The following is a 2696-nucleotide window of genomic DNA, read 5'->3' as shown; positions in this document are numbered from 1 at the left end:
GCCTCGTCGCACAGCGCCACGTGGCGCGCGTTGGCGTCGGCGTCGGAGTAGACGGCTACCGTGCGGATGCCGAGGCGGCGGCAGGTGGCTGCCACGCGGCAGGCGATTTCGCCGCGATTGGCGATCAGGATCTTGTTGAACATGACTGTTCCTAGTTTTCTGGTTCTGGCGGCGCGGCTGCGGTGGCCACGCGGCGGACGCGCATGATTGGCTGGGGGTGTTGGCTCAGGCAGGACGCCACGACGGCGAGCGCTTCTCCAGGAAGGAGCGCACCCCTTCGCGGCCTTCGTCCGACGCGCGGATCGCGGCAATGCGCTCGGCGGTATCGGCCAGCAGCGCGTCGTCGATGGCGCGGCCGGACACTTCCTGCACCAGCCGCTTGCTCTCGCGCACGGCATTGGGGCTGTTGGCCACCAGCGCGGCGGCGATCTCGCTCACCTTGGCGTCCAGCGTATCGCCCGGCACCACCTCATGCACAAAGCCCAGCCGCAGCGCCTCGGCCGCACCGAAGCGCTCGGCCGTGATGAAGTAGCGGCGCGCCGCCTGCTCGCCCATGGCGCGGATCACGTAGGGGCTGATTGTGGCGGGCAGCAGGCCCAGGCGCGCCTCCGACAGGCAGAAATTCACCGTCTCCGCGGCCACGGCGATGTCGCAGGCGGCAACCAGGCCCACGCCGCCTGCATAGGTGTCGCCGTGGATGCGCGCGATCACCGGTTTGGGGCAGGCCCAGATGGTGTGCAGCATCTGGGCCAGCGTGAGCGCGTCAGACCGGTTCTCGTCGTGCGAGTAGCCGGCCATCTTCTTCATCCAGTTCAGGTCGGCGCCGGCGCAGAAGGCCGGGCCGTTGCCCGCCAGCACGATGGCGCGCACCGTGGGCTCGCTGCCGAGTGCGCGGAACGCACCGGTGAGCTCGGCGATCACGGTTTCGTTGAAGGCGTTGCGCACGTCCGGGCGGTTCAGCGTGACGGTGGCCACGTGCTGCGCGGCCGTGACGGTAAGCGTGGTGAATTCCATGTTGGTGTCCTGTACGGTGYGGTGCGATCTGTTATCCGGGGCGCTGGCCATCACATGCGGAACACGCCGAACTTCATCTCGCCGATGGGCGCGTTGAGGCTCGCCGACAGGCCCAGGCCCAGCACCGTGCGGGTTTGCGCGGGATCGATCACGCCGTCGTCCCACAGCCGCGCGCTGGCGTAGTAGGGGTGGCCCTGGTGCTCGTACTGGTCGCGGATCGGTTGCTTGAACTTGTCCTCGTCTTCCGCGCTCCAGCTGCCGCCCTTGGCCTCGATGCCGTCGCGGCGCACGGTGGCCAGCACCATGAAGCCGGTGATGTTTTGCAGGAACACCAGCGGGATCTTGCGCTGGCAGCACAGTTCGATAAAGTGCGCGCCCTTGAGCGCCGACTCCGAGAACAGGATGCCGTTGTTGGCGATGATGCCCACCGGGTAGCCCCAGATCCGCGCAAAGCCGCACACCAGCGTGGTGCCGTAGCGCGCCTTGAACTCGTCGAAGTCCGAGTCGTCCACGATGCGCGCAATGACCTCGCGCACGTMATAGGGCTTGCGCGTGTCGGTWGGGATCACGCCGTACAGCTCTTCCACCGGATAGCGCGGGGGCAGCGGCTCGTGCAGGCGGATCTGGTCCGGCTTGCGGCGGTTCAGGTGCTGCACGATATTGCGCGCCAGCGACAGCGCATGCGCGTCGTTCTGTGCAAAGTAATCGGCCACGCCCGACAGGCGCGTGTGCACATCGGCGCCGCCCAGGTCTTCGGCAGTGACTTCCTCGCCGGTGGCGGCCTTCACCAGCGGCGGGCCGCCCAGGAAGATGGTGCCCTGGTTCTTGACGATGATCGACTCATCGCTCATGGCCGGCACATACGCGCCGCCGGCCGTGCACGAACCCATCACCACCGCGATCTGCGGAATGCCCTGCTTGGACAGGTTGGCCTGGTTGTAGAAGATGCGGCCRAAGTGGTCGCGGTCCGGGAACACGTCATCCTGGTTGGGCAGGTTGGCGCCGCCCGAGTCCACCAGGTAGATGCAGGGGAGGTTGTTCTGCTCGGCGACCTCCTGCGCACGCAGGTGCTTGCGCACGGTGAGCGGATAGTAGGTGCCGCCCTTGACGGTCGCGTCGTTGCAGACGATCACGCATTCCTGCCCGGCCACGCTGCCGATGCCGGTGATGATGCCGGCGCCCGGCGCGGCATTGTCGTACATGTCGTAAGCCGCGAGCTGCGACAGTTCCAGGAACGGTGTGCCCGGATCCAGCAGTTGCTGCACACGCTCGCGCGGCAGCAGCTTGCCGCGCCCAAKGTGCTTGGCGCGGGCTTCGTCGCCGCCGCCTTCCGCCAGCTTGGCGATCTTTGCCTTGAGATCGACGACCAGCGCTTGCATGGCGTCGGCATTGGCGCGGAAGGATTCCGAGCGCGCATTGAGTTTGGTTTCGAGCGTGGGCATAAGGTGTCGGATCTCGGGTCTTTGTTCTTGTGGCTTGCGCTGTGGCGCGGGGGCGTCGGCTGGATGCTCAGGCCGTTTCGGCGTAGAGCTCGCGCCCGATCAGCATGCGGCGGATTTCCGACGTGCCGGCGCCGATCTCGTACAGCTTGGCGTCGCGCCACAGGCGGCCCACCGGGTACTCGTTGATATAGCCGTTGCCGCCCAGGATCTGCACGGATTCGCCGGCCATCCAGGTCAGGT

Annotated in this window: 4 protein-coding genes; all 4 read right to left on the bottom strand. The window is 67.2% G+C overall.

The features are described from left to right. Window positions 1–143: biotin carboxylase N-terminal domain-containing protein (locus tag AC1DS3_RS38635; protein WP_477129364.1), on the bottom strand; the 143-nt coding region annotated here is incomplete at its 3' end. A gap of 82 nt (window positions 144–225) precedes the next feature. Further along, complete coding sequence (locus AC1DS3_RS38630) at window positions 226–1014, bottom strand: enoyl-CoA hydratase/isomerase family protein (protein ID WP_441641632.1); 789 nt, start codon at window positions 1012–1014, stop codon at window positions 226–228. A gap of 50 nt (window positions 1015–1064) precedes the next feature. After that, complete coding sequence (locus AC1DS3_RS38625) at window positions 1065–2456, bottom strand: carboxyl transferase domain-containing protein (RefSeq protein WP_477129362.1); 1392 nt, start codon at window positions 2454–2456, stop codon at window positions 1065–1067. 67 nt (window positions 2457–2523) lie between these two features. Next, on the bottom strand, window positions 2524–2696 hold a 173-nt coding region (locus AC1DS3_RS38620), incomplete at its 5' end, for an acyl-CoA dehydrogenase family protein (protein WP_477129363.1).

The sequence above is a fragment of the Cupriavidus sp. 01L46 genome, from assembly GCF_056399905.1.
This window is presented reverse-complemented; position numbering and strand designations above follow the sequence as displayed.